Below are 16319 nucleotides of genomic sequence, written 5' to 3' on the forward strand. Positions count from 1 at the left end.
CCGCCCGCGCCGGCGCGGTTTCTGCGACGACAGCGGTCCGCGCGACGGGCCCGAACTCCGGTTTGCTGACCTCCAGTTCGAGCACCTGACTCCTCAGCATACGGGCCGATGAAGGGCGGCCGACAGCGGATCGCGGCGCCCCGCGACGCCCACGGCGTGAGGAGCTCTGGCCCGTCGACCGACGCCGCCCTCTTGATGTGATCGCGTCAGCGGCGGCATATTGGTCCGGACCATTGCCGAGTGCCGCCCCGGGAGGCAGCGACGTGCGAGTTCCCTCCGCTCTCCCCGCTTCCCCGCGCCGGCTCGCGTGCTGCGCGGTCCTCGCCCTGCTCACCGCGTGCGGCGGGCCCGGCGCCGGCCAGGAGGACGGCGGCTCGCCGCCCGGCGCGCCGACGGGCGTCACCGCGGAGGCGGGAACCGCCACCAGCGTGCACGTCATGTGGAACACCACCGCCCGGGCCGAGCGCTACGAGGTGTATCGCGGCACCACGAAGGTCAAGGAAGTGCCTGGTGCCAAGCACATGGTGGATGTCACCAAGCTCCGGCCCTCCACGTCGTACGTCTTCACCGTGCGGGCGCGGGACGCAGAGGGGCGTCTGAGCCCGAGCAGCCGTGCCGTGCGGGCGCGGACACCGGCGGCCGTCGCGGACGACCGCTCGGCCCCGAGCCGCCCGGCGGAACCCCGGGGCCGGGCGGCCGGCAGCCGTGCGGTGCAGCTGACCTGGTCCGCGTCCAAGGACGACCGGAAGGTGGTGTCGTACGACATCCAGCAGAGCGGTACGAAGATCCACAGTGTGGGCGGGAACCAGACGGCCGCGGTGGTCACCGGGCTGCGTCCCGGCCGCGCCTATGTGTTCACCGTCCTGGCCCGGGACGCGGCCGGGAACGTCTCCCCCGCCAGTGCCGACGTGCGGATCACCACCCCGGGCGGGGACGACGGACGCGGTACGGCGCCCACCGGCTTCCGGGCGGCGAGCCACCGGGCGGACGGTGCCCACTACCTGGACCTCAGCTGGGTTCCGCCCCGGGTCGACGGCCGGATCACGGAGTACGAGATCCAGCTGGACGGCAGGACCGCCACCTCCCTGGTGTACGGGGGCCGGGCACCCTGGGACCGGGCCGAGTACAGCTTCTACGTGGGCCGGGAGTCCGGGGTCCGGCACCGGGTGCGCGTCCGGGCGATGCTGCCGGACGGCACCTGGGGAGGCTTCTCGGCGGAGCGGACGGTGACCACGGGCGCGGGGCGCTGACCCGGCCCGCGCGTCACCCGGTGGCGGCACACCGTCACCTGCACGGGGGCGCCCGGCGTGCGGCCCGGGTCCGGGGCGCATTGGCTGGCCACGAGGCAGCACGGGCGTTCCCCGACCCTCGGCGGCGCAAGGGATGTACCGCCAACCGTGCCGCCGGAGGGCAGTCCACATGAGCAACTCATCGTCAGTTCTCCGCTCCGGCCTGACCGTGGCAGCCGCCGCCGCGCTGCCTCTCTTCCCGGCCGCGGCGCCCGCCTTCGCCGGCCCGGGCATCTCCGTGAGCACCACGGGGACGACCGTGTCGGTCACGACCAGCTCGTGCACCCAGATCAACGGCAGCTGGGGCACGGCATCGCTGCTGACCAGCAGTCAGGGCAGTTTCGCGCAGGGCCGTCAGGTGACCCTGTCCGGGACGTCCACCAGCCAGTCCGCCGCCTGGTCCGGCGTCTCGCCGGGCACGTACACGGTGATCGTGGTCTGCTCCGACGGGACCACGGCCGGCACGCAGTCCGTCGTGGTGTCCACGGCGCCCTCGCCCTCGCGGTCGGCGTCCCCCTCGGCCTCGCCGTCCCGCGGCGTCATGGGCGGGGTCGGCGGCTCCTCGACGGACTACGGCACCGTCACGCTGGTGGCGGGCGGCGCGTTGGTCGGCACCGGTCTGCTCGGCACGGCGCTGTACCTGCGCCGGCGCAACAAGCCGCACCGGATCTGATCCGGTGCGTACCGCGGCCCGCCCCTCCGAAGCGCTCCGGTCGGGCGGGCCGCGGTCATGCCCGTCCTCAGGGCCCGGCCGGTGCGCCGTCCGGTAGTTCGGGGAAGTCGGCCAGGGCCCGCCGCAGCCACTGGGTCCAGAAGGTCTCCAGGTCGATGCCGGCCCGCAGCACCAGGTGCCGCAGCCGGTCCTCGGTGCCGTCGCGGCCGGGCGGGAAGTCCCGCTTCTCGATCTCCCGGTACTCCGCCAACTGCTGTTCGTGCAACTCCAGATGGCGTCGCAGATCGGCCTCGATGCCGGCCGTTCCGACGACGGCCGCGGCCCTGAGCCGCAGCAGCAGGGTGTCGCGCTGCGGCTTGGGATCCTGTGCGGCGGCGGTCCAGCGGGCCAGTTCGGCCCGGCCCGCGGACAGGACCTCGTAGCTCTTCTTCTGCCCGCGGGCGGGCTGCTCGGACGGCAGGGCCCGGATGAGGCCGTCGGACTCCAGCTTTCCCAGCTCGCGGTAGATCTGCTGATGCGTCGCCGACCAGAAGTATCCGATCGACCGGTCGAAGCGGCGCGTCAGCTCCAGCCCGGACGACGGCTTCTCGAGCAGGGCGGTGAGGATCGCGTGCGGGAGTGACATGGCCTCATCCTAGGATCGCGGTTGCGCCCTACAGCGCGGCCGCCAGCTCGGTGCCCTGCTTGATGGCGCGCTTGGCGTCCAGCTCCGCGGCCACGTCGGCGCCGCCGATCAGGTGCGCGCTGCGTCCGGCCGCGATCAGCTCCTCGTACAGGCCGCGGCGCGGGTCCTGGCCGGTGCACAGCACGATCGTGTCGACCTCCAGCACGGTGCTCTCCTCCCCGACCGTGATGTGCAGCCCGGCGTCGTCGATCCGGTCGTAGCGCACGCCGGGGACCATGGTGACGCCGCGGTGCTTGAGCTCGGTGCGGTGGATCCAGCCGGTCGTCTTGCCGAGGCCGGCGCCCACCTTGGACGTCTTGCGCTGCAGCAGGTGGACGGCGCGCGGCGGGGTGGGCCGCACGGGGGCGGCGAGGCCGCCGGGGCCGCGGTAGTCGAGGTCGACGCCCCACTGGCGGAAGTACGTCTGCGGGTCCTCGTGGGCCTTGTCGCCACCGTCGGTGAGGTATTCGGCGACGTCGAAGCCGATGCCGCCCGCGCCGAGGATCGCGACCCGGTCCCCGACGGGTGCGCCGTCGCGCAGGACGTCGAGGTAGCCGAGGACGCTCGGGTGGTCGACGCCGGGGATCTCCGGGGTGCGGGGGGTGACGCCGGTGGCGACGACGACCTCGTCGTAGCCGTCGACGTCCGCGCTCGTGACGAGGGTGTTCAGCCGGACGTCGACGCCGTGCCAGTCGAGCTGGGTGCGGAAGTAGCGCAGCGTCTCGTCGAACTCCTGCTTGCCCGGCACCTTGCGGGCGACGTTGAGCTGGCCGCCGATCTCGCTCGCCGCGTCGAACAGCGTGACCTCGTGCCCGCGCTCGGCGGCGGACACGGCGCACGCCAGTCCGGCCGGTCCGGCGCCCACGACGGCGACGCGCTTGCGCAGCCGGGTCGGGGAGAGCACCAGCTCGGTCTCGTGGCAGGCCCGCGGGTTGACCAGGCAGGAGGTGATCAGGCCGCTGAAGGTGTGGTCGAGACAGGCCTGGTTGCAGCCGATGCAGGTGTTGATGGCCTCGGGGCGGCCGGCCTCGGCCTTGGTCACAAAGTCGGGGTCGGCGAGCATCGGGCGGGCCATGGACACCATGTCGGCCGCGCCGTCGGCGAGCAGTTCCTCGGCCAGCTCCGGGGTGTTGATCCGGTTGGTCGTGACGAGGGGCACGGACACCTCGCCCATGAGCCGCTTGGTCACCCAGGTGTAGGCGCCGCGCGGCACGGAGGTCGCGATGGTGGGGATGCGGGCCTCGTGCCAGCCGATGCCGGTGTTGATGATCGTCGCCCCGGCGGCCTCGACGGCCTTGGCCAGGGTGACGACCTCGTCCAGGGTCGAGCCGCCGGGGACTAGGTCGAGCATGGAGAGCCGGTAGACGACGATGAAGTCCTCGCCGACCGCCTCGCGCACGCGGCGCACGATCTCCAGCGGGAAGCGCATGCGGTTCTCGTACGAGCCGCCCCAGCGGTCGGTGCGCCGGTTGGTCTGCGTGGCGATGAACTCGTTGATGAGGTAGCCCTCGGAGCCCATGATCTCCACGCCGTCGTAGCCCGCCTGCCGGGCGAGGCGGGCGGTGCGGGCGTAGTCCTCGATGGTCCGCTCGACGTCGGCGTCGGTCATCTCGCGGGGCGGGAAGGGGCTGATGGGCGCCTGGAGGGGGCTGGGCGCGACGAGGTCGCGGTGGTAGGCGTAGCGGCCGAAGTGCAGGATCTGCAGGGCGATCCTGCCGCCCTCGCCGTGCACGGCGTCCGTGACGACCCGGTGCTGCTCGGCCTCCTCCTCGGTGGTGAGCCTGGCGCCGCCCTCGTAGGGGCGTCCCTCGTCGTTGGGGGCGATGCCGCCGGTGACGATCAGACCCACACCCCCGCGGGCGCGGGCGGCGTAGAACGCGGCCATGCGCGCGAACCCGCCCTCGGCCTCCTCCAGACCGACGTGCATCGAGCCCATGAGGACCCGGTTGGGCAGGGTGGTGAAGCCCAGGTCGAGGGGGCTCAGCAGGTGCGGGTAACGGCTCATCGGGCCCTCCGTGCGCGGTGTCGTGCCAGTAGTTGTAGAGGACTACCGCAGGTTTGTGCAACTAGTTGCACAAGGCGTGACGGAGGGCACAGCCGGGCCGTGACCAGCGGTTCCGGGCCAGGGCCGGGTACACGTGCGGCCGGCCGTCGCGCCCGGGGCGCGACGGCCGGCGTACGGCGGGGGGCTCACCTGCTCTGCAGGCGCACGTGCAGCTCCTTCTCCTGGTCGCCGGAGACGGTGCTCAGGTCGTGGACGTCGAACAGCGAGTCCAGGGTCGTGCGGAACCGCTCGATCGCCCAGTAGCCGCCGTGCAGGTCGGCCTCGACGGAGGACGCCAGCGTCACCGGGGGGCCACCCTCGTGCTCGTCGGCCACGTCGAAGGTGCCGAGCCAGACGGTCGGCCGGGTCTCGTGCAGGTCCTCCGGCACATCGTCGGCGCACCGGTCGGACTCGTAACAGGAGCACAGCGCGTCGAACACGGTCCGGGCGTCGTGCTTGCTGCACCCGCTGATCTCCACCGAGACGGAGTGGGGGTGCGGTCGCTCATGATCCATCGTGATCGCTCCTTCCACGGCCACGCTGCCGGTCCGCCCCTCCCCCAGCAAAGCACCACCCGCCGATGAGCACTACCGGCGGCGCCCCGCCGTCCGCACGGCGGTCCGGGCCGCGGTGGGAGATGGTGGAAGGTGACGCAAGGAGCCGCTCGAATGCGGCCGCACGCGGTAGAACATGGGGTGTCGGTGCACGACGGCGTGCGCCGGGACGGCGAACGGGGCGTGGGATGAGTGCAGCCGGGGCTCCCGGGAACGAGGGACGGCCACGCGGCTCCGCGCGGCCCAGCGGACTGCTCGACGTCCTGCGGGTGGCCTCCATCGTCCTGGACTCCGAGGGCCGCATCGTGCTGTGGAGCCCGCAGGCCGAGGAGCTGTTCGGCTACGACGCGGTCGAGGCGCTCGGGCAGTACGCCGCCCGGATCATGGTCCACGAGAAGCACCTCGACCTCGTGGTCAAGCTGTTCGCCGACGTCATGGGCACCGGCCAGAGCTGGGCCGGGGCGTTTCCCGTCCGCCGCAAGGACGGCACCACGCGGGTGGTGGAGTTCCGCAACATGCGGCTGCTGGACGACCAGGGCGACGTGTACGCGCTGGGCCTGTGCGCCGACCAGAGCACCGTGCACCGGCTGGAGCGCGAGGTGGCGCTGTCCACCCGGATGATCGCCCAGTCCCCGACCGGGCTCGCCGTGCTGGACACCGGACTGCGGTACGTGTCCGTCAACCCGGCGCTGGAGGAGATCAACGGCGTCCCCGCCGAGGAGCATCTGGGCCGCACGGTCCGCGAGGTCCTGCCGGGGATGGACGTCGACGCGCTGGAGACCGCCGCGCGAGGCGTGCTGGAGACCGGCCGGCCGGTCGTCGACCAGTCCACCGTCGGCCGCACCCCGGCCGACCCGCACCGGGACCACGCCTGGTCGGTCTCGCTGTACCGGCTGGAGAACGCCTTCGGGACCGTGCTGGGCGTGGCCGTCTCCATCGTCGACGTGACCGAGCAGTACCAGGCGGGCATCGAGGCGGAGGCCGCGCGGCGGCGGCTGGCCCTGATCGCCGACGCCTCGGGGCGGATCGGCACCACGCTCGACCTGGACCGCACGGCCAGCGAACTCGCCGAGGTGGCGGTGCCCGAGCTCGCCGACATCGCGGCCGTCGACCTGCTGGACGCGGTGGTGCAGGGCCGGCGCACCAGCCTCGGGCCCGCCGAGTCCGCGGTGATCCGCGCCCTGGCGGTACGGGGCTACGACTCCGCCGAGGCACTGGAGGCGGCCGACCCACCCGGGCAGGTGGCCCGGTACGCCTCCGACCGGCTGGTCACCGAGTGCGTGCGCACGGCGAGCCCGGTGGTGCTGCCGAAGGTCGCGGACGAGGACCTGGTGCGCATCGCGCGCTCCCCCGAGGCGGCCGAGCTGCTGCGCCGGGCGGGGGTGCACTCGTACCTGGCGGTGCCGCTGATCGCACGGGGCGAGGTGCTGGGCGCACTGGATCTCAAGCGCACCCGCAATCCGCTGCCGTTCAGCGAGGACGACCTGCTGCTCGCCCGGGAGCTGGCCGCGCGGGCCGCCGTGCAGATCGACAACGCGCGCTGGTACCAGAGCGCCCGCGAGACCGCCCTCACCCTCCAGCGGAGCCTGCTGCCCAGCCACCCGCCGGTGACGGGCGGTCTGGAGGTCGCCTCCCGTTACCAGCCTGCCGGGGCCACCAGCGAGGTCGGCGGCGACTGGTTCGATGTGATCGAACTGGACGGGGGCAAGACCGCTCTCGTGGTGGGCGACGTGATGGGCAGCGGCATCCCGGCGGCGGCCGCGATGGGGCGGCTGCGCACCGCCACGAACACCCTCGCCTCCCTCGACCTCGATCCGCACGTGCTGCTGGAGCACCTCGACCGGATCACCGCCGGCCTGGAGCAGTCCATCGCGACCTGCGTGTACGCCGTGCACGACCCGCATCTGCGCCAGTGCCGGATCGCCAACGCCGGGCATCTGCCGCCGGTGCGGGTTCGGGCCGGCCGCTCCCCGGAACTGCTCGACCTGCCGACCGGCGTGCCGCTGGGCGTGGGCGGGGTGGCCTTCGCCACCACCACCGTGGACCTCGACCCGGGCGACCGGCTGGTGTTCTACACCGACGGCCTCGTCGAGACCCGCCGTGACCCGCTCGACGACCGGCTCGGCACGCTGCTGTCCCTGCTGGAGGGCCCGGACCGCCCGCTGGAGGAGGTGTGCGAGCTGCTGCTGCGCACCCTGCACGAGCCGGACAACTTCGACGACGTCGCCCTGCTCATCGCCCGGGCCACGGCCCCGGGCCGGGGCTCCGGTGCCGCGGCCGGGCCGGACCTCAGCTCCTGACGCCGATCACCACGTGCGCGTGCAACTCCTCCGACACGGCGGGCCGGGCCGCCAGGCCGTGGCTCTCGAAGGCCGCGACGGCCTGCGGGGTCTGGTCCCGGCTCGTCTCCACGAGGACGCAGCCGCCCGGGGCGAGCCAGTCCGGCGCCCCGGCCGCCACCCGGCGCAGGACGTCCAGGCCGTCGCCGCCGCCGTCGAGGGCGACCCGGGGTTCGTGGTCGCGCGCCTCCTGCGGCAGCAGCGGGATCTCGCCACTCGGCACGTAGGGCACGTTGGCGGCGAGGATGCCGACCCGCCCGCGCAGCTCGCCGGGCAGCGCCTCGAACAGGTCGCCCTGGTGGACGTGTCCGCCGAGGGGGCCGATGGTGCCGCGGGCGCAGCGCACGGCGGCCGGGTCCACGTCCGCGGCGTGCAGTTCCACGGGGCCGAGTCCGGCGGCCAGCGCGGCGGCGACCGCACCCGCGCCGCAGCACAGGTCGACGACGACGCGTGCGCCGGGCGCCTGCAGCAGCGCCTGCTCCACGAGGAACTCGGTGCGGCGGCGCGGTACGAAGACGCCGGGGGCGACAGGGATCCGCAGCCCCCGGAACGCGGCCCAGCCGACGACGAGTTCCAGCGGCAGTCCCGCGGCGCGGCGTTCGGCCATGGCGGTGGCCTCGGCCGGGGTGCGCGCGGCGTCGAGGATCAGGTCGGCCTCCTCCTCGGCGAAGACACAGCCCGCGGCACGCAGGGCGGCGACGAGGGACGCACGCGAGGAGGGCGTGGGAGCGGAGGAGTGCGAGGGGGCGGCTGAGTCGGCGGACGCGGACGCGGGCGATGCGGAGACCCCGGACAGCGCAGACGGCGCGGACGGCGCTGACGATGCGGACGGCGCGGACGACGCGGAGAACGGGGATGATGCGGGCGACATGGAAGCCAGGAGCCTTTCGAGAGCCGAAGGGCGCTCAGCGGTCGCCTACGGCCGGCGATCCGCGCGAGGTCGGAAGGAGAGCACCCGAGCTGACACAGCGGTAATGGGTCTCACCTCCTCGGCTTTCCGGCGACCGGGTTCGTCCCCGGCCGGACGGCAACCCTACCCGACCCACCGACAGCCCTGGGGGCTCGGCGCCCGCACGGGAAGTGGTTGGCTCATGCAACCATGGAGGTGAACCACAGCGTCCGAGGGAGGTTCCCGTGCACACCGCGCACACCCGGCGTACCGCCGACGCCGTGGAGACCATCCAGCGGGAGATGACGGTCTTCGCCCGCCGGGCCCGGGCCGCCGCGGGACGGATGCATCCGGAGCTGTCGCTTGTGTCGTACACGCTGCTCGGGCATCTGGAGGAGAGCGGCGGGTGCCGGGCCACCGACCTGGCCGCCCACTACGCCCTGGACAAGTCGACGGTGAGCCGCCAGGTGACCGCGCTGGAACGCGCGGGACTGGTCGCACGCCGTCCGGACGCGGACGACCAGCGCGTGCAGGTGCTGCATCTGACGGAGGCCGGGCGGCGCATCCTGGCGCAGGTCACACACCGGCGCAGGGCGGCCTTCCGGGAGCGGCTGGCGCACTGGCCGGCGCCGGACCTGGAGCGGTTCGCCGACTACCTGGTGCGCTACAACACCTCGCCGGGGCCGGACCCGGAGGACCAGGACACGGACCCGGCCCGAACGGCCACCCCCTAGGTCGTGTCCGCAAAGTCCCGCCTGCCCCGCGACGCCTGGCACGCACTCTCGCCGCACCGGACGAAGCCCCAAGTACGATCCAGTACGAGGGACTCCGCCCGGCACGCCGAGAGCACGCACCAGACGCCGCGGGGCCCGCCCTCCGGGCGAACGACGGGACTTTGCGGACACGACCTAGGACGGCCGCCGGGCGGCCGCCCGGCACCCAGGTCCGCGCACCACGTACGGTTGAGCAGGCAATCACCGAGCACACCGGCCCGGCGGGGCACCGCGGGACCGGCCCGGAGGCACCACCGCATGCACATCACCCGAGGCTTCACCGGCCGCCCGCGCGCCGCCGGCCCCGCCCTGCCGCCCGGGCAGTACGACGCCCGTGACGACTGGCCGGTCCTGTCCGCCGAGGTCACTCCCGAGCTGGCGCCCGCCGACTGGACCTTCCGCGTCGACGGGCTGGTGGAGGAGCCGCGCACCTGGGACTGGGAGGAGGCGCACCGGCTGCCCGCCTCGGCGTACGAGGGTGACATCCACTGCGTGACCGGCTGGTCGAAGTTCGGGGTGCGGTTCTCGGGTGTGTCCGTGGACGCCTTCCTGGATATGGTCCGGCCCCATGGGTCTGCCACCCATGCCGTCGCCTACGCCCATACCGGCTACACCACGAACCTGCCGCTCGCCGACTTGACCGGCGGGCGCGCCTGGATCGTCTGGGAGTACGGCGGCCGGCCGCTCGCCCCCGAGCACGGCGGCCCGGCCCGGCTGGTGGTTCCGCACCTGTACTTCTGGAAGAGCGCGAAGTGGATCGCCGGCCTGCGCGTCCTCGACCACGACGAGCCCGGGTTCTGGGAGTCGAACGGCTACCACGAGCGCGGCAACCCCTGGGAGGAGCAGAGGTACTCCGGTGACTGAGACGTTCGTGCCGCCCACACCCTTCGCGGTGCCCGGCCGTATCGCCGTGGACGAGCAGGCCGCCTCCGTGTGGCAGACCGCCACCTTGACGGAGATCCGCCGGGAGACCCCGCGTGCCGCCACGTTCCGGTTCACCGTGCCGCACTGGCCGGGGCATCTGCCCGGCCAGCACCTGATGGTCCGGCTCACCGCGGAGGACGGCTATGTGGCGCAGCGCCACTACTCGATCGCGTCGGCGCCGGACGACTCCGGCCATGTGGAGCTGACCCTCGACCGCGTCGAGGGCGGCGAGGTCTCGGGGTGGTTCCACGGGGTCGCCCGCCCCGGCGACCGGGTCGAGCTGCGGGGTCCCGTGAGCGGCTTCTTCGCCTGGCCGGGCGACCGGCCCGCGCTGCTCGTCGGCGCCGGTTCCGGAGTCGTCCCGCTGATGTCCATGGTGCGTCACCACCGGGCGCGGAACCTGGACCTGCCGCTGCGCATGCTGGTCTCCGCGCGCAGCCCCGAAGAGCTCATCTACGCCCGGGAGTTGGGGGACGAGACCACGGTGGTGTTCACCCGGAGCGCGCCGGAGGGTGCGGCGGTGGGTCGTATGGCGGCTGCACATGTGGCGCCACTCCTGTCCGAGCAGCCTCCTGGTGGGTGGGAAGCCTATGTGTGCGGCTCCAACTCGTTCGCCGAGCACGCCTCCCGGCTGCTCGTGGCGGCGGGCCAGCCCGTCGACCGCATCCGGATCGAGCGCTTCGGCTGAGGGCGGGTGCGCGGGAGTGAGGAGAGCCGGCATGGCCTCCGGCCGTCCCGCACGCCGTGCCGCCCCAAGTCGGCCCCGCCCCCGCGGGTTTCGCTCGGGACCCGCCGGGCACCCCACTCTCGGGCCGATCCCGGTCTGCCGGTCCCGGCCCTCCCCCGCGCGTGACGGTGAGGAGGTCGACATGCGAACCCGGATGCCCGGCCTGTACCAGGGGTACAGTCCGCTGCGCCGCAGGTGTGACGTCGTCGAGGCGTGGACGGTCCTGGCGGCCGCCCTCCTGGTCCTCGTGGGCGCGCCCCTGGCCGGGGCGGCGACCGGGCGCTGGGCGTACGGCGAGGCGAAGTCGATGTCGGTGGCGCAGCACGCCGAACGGCACCGTGTCCGCGCCGAGGTCCTGGGCAGGAGCGAGGGTTCCCTGCCGTCGGCGCAGGCGGGTGGTCAGCACGCCTACCGGGCGACGGTGCGCTGGACGGAGGACGGCGGCGCCGCACGCACCGCGAGCGTCCGGGTCCGCGCGGGGACGGGGCCGGGCGAGGTCGTGGACGTCTGGCTCGATTCCCGGGGACGCACCGTGGGACGGCCGCTGGACGGCACGACGGTGTGGCAGCACGCCCTCACCATGGGCGTGGCCGCCGCCGGCGGTGCGGTGCTGCTGGTACTGCTCGGCCACTTCGCGGTACGCCGCGTCGCGCTGCGCCGCAGACTGGCCGAATGGGACCGGGCGTGGGCCCGGACCGAACCGCTGTGGACGCACCGCAACGTGTGACGGCTGCACCGGCGCGAACGTGTGACGGCCTGCACCGGCACGTACGTGTGACGGCTGTACCAGCGCGTACGTGTGACGGCTGTACCAGCGCGTACGCGTGACGGCTGCATCGGCGCGGAAGCACCTGGCCGCCTCTCCGGCCGCCCCCGTAGTGTGCTCCTGCGCACCACTCCGGCAGCCGTTCTCCCCCAAGGTGGTCCTGCATGGCCCTGTTCGACCTTCCCGCCGACGAACTGCGCGGCCACCGGAGCACGTCCGTCGAACCCGAGGACTTCGACGCGTTCTGGTCCGCGACCCTCCAGGAGGCACGCGAGCACGACCTGGACGCCCGCTTCGAGCCGGTGGACACCGGCCTGTCCACGGTGCGCGTCCTGGACGTGACGTACGCCGGCTTCGGCGGTCATCCCGTCAAGGGCTGGCTGACGTTGCCCGCCGCGGCGCAGGAACCACTGCCCCTGGTCGTGGAGTTCATCGGCTACGGCGGCGGGCGCGGCCTGCCGCACGAGCACCTGCTGTGGGCGTCCACGGGCCGGGCGCACTTCGTGATGGACACCCGCGGCCAGGGCAGCGCCTGGGGCGGGGGCGGCGGCACGGACGACCCGGTGGGCGGCGGGCCCGCCTTCCCCGGGTTCATGACGCGGGGTGTGGACGCGCCCGAGACCTACTACTACCGCCGGGTGTTCACGGACGCGGTGCGTGCCGTGGAGGCGGCCCGTGCGCATCCGCTGACCGACCCCGCGCGCACGGTGGCCGTCGGATCCAGTCAGGGCGGCGGCATCACGATCGCGGTCGGCGGTCTGGTGCCGGACCTGGCGGGCATCGCGCCGGACGTGCCGTTCCTGTGCGACTTCCCGCGCGCGGTGACCCTGACGGATCGTCACCCGTACCGCGAGATCGGGCTGTTCCTCAAGACGCACCGCGGCCGCAGCGAGCAGGTGCTGCGGACGCTGTCCTACTTCGACGGCGTCCACTTCGCCTCCCGCGGCCGGGCCCCGGCGCTCTTCTCGGCCGCGCTGGAGGACCAGACCTGCCCGCCCTCGACCGTCTTCGCGGCGTTCAACGCCTGGGCGCACGAGGACAAGGCGATCGAGGTCTACGACTTCAACGACCACGAGGGCGGCGGCCCGTTCCAGGCGGCGGCGAAGCTGCGCTGGATGCGGTCGTACATCTGATCCGGCCGTTCCCCGCACGCACTCTTCCCTCCCGGTCCGACCGGTCGGTACGTTCGTCGGGCCCGGGCCTCGGCAGACCGGCCCGGGTCCCAGTGTCGGTCCGGTGGAGGGGTGGGCTTCATGTCCGGGAACGGGCGCTTCGAGGACGGGACGCGGGTGCACGGCCATTGCGAGCCGCGTTTCGCCGCGGTGCGCCGGGCCTTCGAGGAGAATTTCGGCGCGCGGGAGGAGCTGGGTGCCGCGGTGGCCGTCGTCCAGGGCGGCCGGACGGTGGTGGACCTGTGGGGCGGCTGGGCCGACGCGGCGCGCACCCGGCCCTGGGAGCGGGACACGCTGGTCAACGTCTGGTCCACCACCAAGGGACCGGTGGCCTTGTGCGCCCATGTCCTCGCCGACCGCGGCCTGCTGGACCTGGACGCGCCGGTGGCGGTGTGCTGGCCCGAGTTCGCCGCGGCGGGCAAGGACCGGATTCTGGTACGGCACCTGCTGTCCCACCGCGCCGGGCTGGCCGGGCTGCGCGAGCCGCACTCGCTGGAGCAGCTGTGCGACTGGGAGCTGACCACGCAGCGGCTCGCGGCGACCGAGCCGTGGTGGGAGCCCGGCACCCGGTCCGGCTACCACGCGCTGACCTACGGCCATCTGGTCGGCGAGCTCGTGCGGCGCGTGTCGGGGTTGTCGCCCGGCGCGTTCCTGCGGCGCGAGGTGACCGGGCCGCTGGGCGCCGACTTCCACATCGGCGTCGCGGAGAAGGACGTCGGGCGGGTGGCGGAGCTGGTCCAGCCGCCCGTGGTGCCGGACGGTGGGCCGGCGACCGCCTCCCCGCAGCCCGCGCCGGTGGTGATCGCCGCGCTGGCCAATCCGCCGGTGTCGGCCGCCGCGGCCAACTCGCCCGGCTGGCGGACCGCCGAGATCCCCGCGGCGAACGGGCACGGCACCGCGCGGGGGGTCGCCGAGGTGTACGCCGTCCTCGCGGGGCGGGGCACCCACCGGGGTCGGCGCCTGCTGTCGCCGGAGGCCGCCGAGCGGGTGCGCGAGGGGCAGGGCCGGTGCCTGGACCTGGTCCTCGGGGCCGGGCTGGGCGGTGAGACGGAGGCCGGGCTGGGGCTGTGGCTCAGCGGCCCGCAGCGCTCCTACGGGCCGAACCCGCGCGCTGTCGGTCATGACGGCTACGGCGGCTCCTGCGGCCTCGCCGACCCGGAGGCGGGCGTCGCCCTCGGGTACGTGATGAACCGCATGGGCCCGCACATCGCGGACGACCCCAGGAAGACGGCGCTGGTGGAGGCCCTCTACGGCGCCCTGTGACGGTGGCCCGGGTGTCCGCGCGCGCACGATCCCCGGATCACGGCGAACCTGGAGAGGACGGCTCTCCGACCGATCCGGCACCGTCCCGTGCCGGCCGCCACCGAGAGGAACCCTGTGCGATGAGCACGTTCACCACCTCCGACGGAACCGAGATCTACTACAAGGACTGGGGCACGGGCCGGCCCGTGGTGTTCAGCCACGGCTGGCCGCTGAACGCCGACGCCTGGGACGGGCAGGCCCGGCTCGTCGCCGAGCACGGTTTCCGCGCGGTGGCGCACGACCGCCGCGGGCACGGCCGCTCGGGCCAGCCGTGGCAGGGCAACCACATGGACCGGTACGCCGACGACCTGGCCGAGCTGATCGAGTCGCTGGACCTGCGGGACGCGGTCCTGGTGGGCCACTCGACCGGCGGCGGCGAGGTGACCCGCTACATCGGGCGGCACGGCACGGAGCGGGTCTCCAAGGTCGTGCTGCTGGGCGCGGTCCCGCCGCTGATGCTGCGCACGGAGGCCAACCCGGAGGGCACGCCGAAGGAGGTCTTCGACGGCATCCGCGCGGGCGTGGAGTCCGACCGGTCGCAGTTCTACTGGGACCTGAGCGAGAGTTTCTACGGCTTCAACCGGCCCGGTGCCGCCGTGTCGGAGGGCATGCGCCGGCAGTTCTGGCTGTGGAGCATGCAGGTGGGCCTGAAGGGCGCCTACGACTGTGTCGCGCAGTTCTCGGAGACCGATTTCACGCAGGACCTGGCGCGGATCGACGTCCCGACGCTCGTGGCGCACGGTGACGACGACCAGATCGTGCCGATCGGCGCCGCCGCGCACCGGACGGCCAAGCTGGTGGCGAACGCGACGCTGAAGGTGTACCCGGGCGCCCCGCACGGTCTGGTGGGCGACTACGAGAAGTCCTTCAACGACGATCTGCTGAACTTCCTGCGGGGCTGACGGTCCCCGCGGCCCGGGCCACGACCAGGCGCGCCCTCGGGCTGCCGTCCGGTCGTCGCCCGAGGCCGGGCAGCGCCCGCAGTTCCACCTCGAATCCCGCGCGCAGCAGCTCGCGGCGGACGTCGCCGAGGCGGAAGGCGCGGTAGTACATGACGAACGGGGGCCGCCACAGCGCGTTGCGCACCCGCATCACCGTGTCGAAGCCGAGCAGAGCCCAGGAGCCCGGGGAGCCCGGTCGGGGCGGGGCGAGGACGGGGAAGGCGAAGCTGCCGCCCGGCCGCAGCACGGCGCGCACCTGGGCGAACAGGCCGGGCAGTTCGCGCGGCAGGAAGTGCCCGAAGGCGCCGAAGCTCACCACCAGGTCGAAGGCGGACGCGAAGGGCAGGGCGAGGGCGTCGGCGCGGACCCAGGAGACCGGCGGCCGCGCCGGGCGGGCGCGCTCGCGGGCGATCGTCAGCATGCCGGCGCTGAAGTCGACCCCGGTGACCCGCTCCCGGCACACCTCGGCCAGGACGCCGACACCCGCTCCGGTGCCGCAGCACAGGTCGAGTCCGGCTCCGTAGGGTCCCGTGCCCCGCAGCGCGCCGGCGACGGCGTCGAGGACCACGTCGGGCGTCCGGAAGGGGGTGTGGTCGAACTTCGGCGCGAGCAGGTCGTAGCCGCGCTCCACCGACGACAGGGCCTGGACGGCGAGTTCGCGCAGCGTGGGACCTTCGGGGCTGAACATCGGTTCAGCCTAGGGGACTGCGCTGCCGCAGGACGGTCAGCACGCGTTCGCACCAGCGGAGGTTGTCCTCCTCGAAGGAGATGCCTCCCATGAGGGTGAGGTAGGGGCCGATGCGGTCGCTCTCGCGGAGGTATTCCTCCTCGCTGCGACCGGCCAGGAGGCGTTCGCGGACGCGCAGGTAGCGGGCGAGCTTGCCGCGGGCCCACTCGCGGCGCTCCTCGACCAGCGCGCGGGTCGCCGCGGGGTCCACGCCGTCGTCCATGGCCTGGATCTTGATGAGCAGCTCGTCGCGGATGGCGGTGGGCCGCCTGGGCGGTGTGGCGGCGAAGGTCCGCAGGTCCCGGCGGCCCTCCTCGGTGAGGGTGAACATCCGCTTGTCCGGACGTCGTTCCTGGCGCACGACCCGCGCCTCGATCAGGCCGTCCCGGGCGAGCCGCTCCAGTTCCCGGTAGAGCTGCTGGGGGGTGGCGGCCCAGAAGTTCGCCAGCGACACGTCGAACAGCTTGGACAGTTCGTAGCCGGAGGCCTCGCCCTCCAGGAGGGCGGCCAGGACGGCGTACTTGAGGGACATGTG

At 73.7% G+C, this 16319-nt stretch carries 16 protein-coding genes; 10 read left to right on the forward strand and 6 right to left on the reverse strand.

Annotated features, from left to right (window positions below; all coding sequences use genetic code 11):
• Positions 1 to 263: 263 nt before the first annotated feature.
• Positions 264 to 1250 carry a fibronectin type III domain-containing protein gene (locus tag ACZ4M5_RS12575; RefSeq protein WP_467735828.1) on the forward strand — a complete coding sequence of 329 codons (987 nt, stop codon included), beginning with the start codon at positions 264 to 266 and terminating at the stop codon, positions 1248 to 1250.
• A gap of 169 nt (positions 1251 to 1419) precedes the next feature.
• Positions 1420 to 1962 (forward strand): hypothetical protein, encoded by a 543-nt coding sequence (locus ACZ4M5_RS12580; protein WP_398108349.1) that lies wholly within the window; start codon positions 1420 to 1422, stop codon positions 1960 to 1962.
• A gap of 67 nt (positions 1963 to 2029) precedes the next feature.
• On the opposite strand, the gene ACZ4M5_RS12585 is transcribed toward ACZ4M5_RS12580, so the two are convergent.
• The 3 genes from ACZ4M5_RS12585 to ACZ4M5_RS12595 form a co-directional block, all read right to left on the reverse strand.
• Positions 2030 to 2587, reverse strand: a complete 558-nt coding sequence (locus ACZ4M5_RS12585) for a PadR family transcriptional regulator (RefSeq protein WP_467735830.1) — start codon at positions 2585 to 2587, stop codon at positions 2030 to 2032.
• A gap of 28 nt (positions 2588 to 2615) precedes the next feature.
• Complete coding sequence (locus tag ACZ4M5_RS12590; protein WP_467735832.1) at positions 2616 to 4631, reverse strand: FAD-dependent oxidoreductase; 2016 nt, start codon at positions 4629 to 4631, stop codon at positions 2616 to 2618.
• Between the two features lie 185 nt (positions 4632 to 4816).
• Entirely contained in the window at positions 4817 to 5185 is a 369-nt protein-coding gene (locus ACZ4M5_RS12595; protein ID WP_467735834.1) for a hypothetical protein, read from the reverse strand.
• A gap of 227 nt (positions 5186 to 5412) precedes the next feature.
• Here ACZ4M5_RS12595 and ACZ4M5_RS12600 point away from each other — a divergent pair, with 227 nt between their 5' ends.
• Positions 5413 to 7524 carry a SpoIIE family protein phosphatase gene (locus tag ACZ4M5_RS12600; protein ID WP_467735836.1) on the forward strand — a complete coding sequence of 704 codons (2112 nt, stop codon included), beginning with the start codon at positions 5413 to 5415 and terminating at the stop codon, positions 7522 to 7524.
• Here the strand turns inward: ACZ4M5_RS12600 and ACZ4M5_RS12605 are convergent.
• Positions 7514 to 8434 carry a putative protein N(5)-glutamine methyltransferase gene (locus ACZ4M5_RS12605; protein ID WP_467735838.1) on the reverse strand — a complete coding sequence of 307 codons (921 nt, stop codon included), beginning with the start codon at positions 8432 to 8434 and terminating at the stop codon, positions 7514 to 7516. The two genes, ACZ4M5_RS12600 and ACZ4M5_RS12605, sit on opposite strands and share 11 nt — an antisense overlap.
• Before the next feature lie 320 nt (positions 8435 to 8754).
• On the opposite strand from ACZ4M5_RS12605, the gene ACZ4M5_RS12610 reads away from it, so the two are divergent.
• The 7 genes from ACZ4M5_RS12610 to ACZ4M5_RS12640 all read left to right on the forward strand — a co-directional run bounded on the left by ACZ4M5_RS12610 (position 8755) and on the right by ACZ4M5_RS12640 (position 15018).
• Positions 8755 to 9186 carry a MarR family winged helix-turn-helix transcriptional regulator gene (locus tag ACZ4M5_RS12610; RefSeq protein ID WP_467736541.1) on the forward strand — a complete coding sequence of 144 codons (432 nt, stop codon included), beginning with the start codon at positions 8755 to 8757 and terminating at the stop codon, positions 9184 to 9186.
• A 297-nt stretch (positions 9187 to 9483) separates the two neighbouring features.
• On the forward strand, positions 9484 to 10089 hold the full coding sequence (locus tag ACZ4M5_RS12615) for a sulfite oxidase-like oxidoreductase (RefSeq protein ID WP_467735840.1): 606 nt from the start codon (positions 9484 to 9486) through the stop codon (positions 10087 to 10089).
• On the forward strand, positions 10082 to 10837 hold the full coding sequence (locus ACZ4M5_RS12620; protein WP_467735842.1) for a ferredoxin reductase: 756 nt from the start codon (positions 10082 to 10084) through the stop codon (positions 10835 to 10837). Before ACZ4M5_RS12615 ends, ACZ4M5_RS12620 begins: the two co-directional genes overlap by 8 nt.
• Before the next feature lie 181 nt (positions 10838 to 11018).
• Entirely contained in the window at positions 11019 to 11603 is a 585-nt protein-coding gene (locus ACZ4M5_RS12625) for an Rv1733c family protein (protein WP_467735843.1), read from the forward strand.
• Positions 11604 to 11806: 203 nt separating this feature from the next.
• Positions 11807 to 12775, forward strand: a complete 969-nt coding sequence (locus ACZ4M5_RS12630) for an acetylxylan esterase (RefSeq protein ID WP_467735845.1) — start codon at positions 11807 to 11809, stop codon at positions 12773 to 12775.
• Positions 12776 to 12895: 120 nt separating this feature from the next.
• Entirely contained in the window at positions 12896 to 14077 is a 1182-nt protein-coding gene (locus ACZ4M5_RS12635) for a serine hydrolase domain-containing protein (RefSeq protein ID WP_467735847.1), read from the forward strand.
• Between the two features lie 119 nt (positions 14078 to 14196).
• Positions 14197 to 15018, forward strand: coding sequence for an alpha/beta fold hydrolase (locus ACZ4M5_RS12640; protein ID WP_467735849.1), 822 nt, complete (start codon positions 14197 to 14199; stop codon positions 15016 to 15018).
• Here the strand turns inward: ACZ4M5_RS12640 and ACZ4M5_RS12645 are convergent.
• Positions 14984 to 15745, reverse strand: coding sequence for a class I SAM-dependent methyltransferase (locus tag ACZ4M5_RS12645; RefSeq protein WP_467735851.1), 762 nt, complete (start codon positions 15743 to 15745; stop codon positions 14984 to 14986). The genes ACZ4M5_RS12640 and ACZ4M5_RS12645 overlap by 35 nt on opposite strands.
• Before the next feature lie 4 nt (positions 15746 to 15749).
• Positions 15750 to 16316, reverse strand: coding sequence for a PadR family transcriptional regulator (locus ACZ4M5_RS12650; RefSeq protein WP_467735853.1), 567 nt, complete (start codon positions 16314 to 16316; stop codon positions 15750 to 15752).
• Between the last annotated feature and the right edge of the window lie 3 nt (positions 16317 to 16319).

This window comes from Streptomyces sp. NPDC026246, assembly GCF_055567995.1.